This is a genomic window from Hoylesella timonensis S9-PR14, from assembly GCF_000762405.1.
Taxonomy (GTDB): domain Bacteria; phylum Bacteroidota; class Bacteroidia; order Bacteroidales; family Bacteroidaceae; genus Prevotella; species Prevotella timonensis_A.
The window spans coordinates 1-545 of the sequence record NZ_JRPQ01000043.1; the positions used below are offsets into that span (position 1 = coordinate 1).

Sequence of the window (545 nt, forward strand, 5' to 3'; positions counted from 1 at the left end):
TAAGACTTTTATTTTTTTGAGGATGCTTATTTGCTGTTAAGTCATTTATTTTGCAACTGTCAAAATTCACGAAAATGATCGATAGAGATTTCAAAAAACTCAATTCTTTCGAAAAAAGAAACATTACAGTGTCTTTTGCAAACTAATGACGGAAGCAATAATTTACGAAATGGCAAAGACAGGAATACACATCAAACGAGCTAATGTTGGATCTGTGGAAGCACACAACAAACGCACGAAAGGTTACATCGAAGGACTGAAAAAAGCTGGCGTGAATATCTATTTTTTTCAGGAACTCTCACACAACAACAGAAGCTGGGTCAATCCTCGATACAAAGGGAAAACCTGTGAGCAGCTTTTCAAAGACATGACTGGTATATTGAAACACTAAATATAAAAAAAATGCAAAATGAAACATTTTAATTTATTACATTCAATGGCTTTTGTGTTTATAGCCATGTTATCATTGGGCTTCACTTCTTGTACGGAAGAAGAACAAGTTGCATCCAATGTAGCATCTCCTTCTGACTTTATCAACTTTTCTG

The 545-nt window shown here is 34.3% G+C and carries 1 protein-coding gene; it reads left to right on the forward strand.

Features of this window, described 5'->3' with window-relative positions:
• The first annotated feature begins 169 nt into the window (after positions 1-169).
• Complete coding sequence (locus HMPREF9304_RS01725; protein ID WP_197061626.1) at positions 170-391, forward strand: hypothetical protein; 222 nt, start codon at positions 170-172, stop codon at positions 389-391.
• Positions 392-545: the final 154 nt, after the last annotated feature.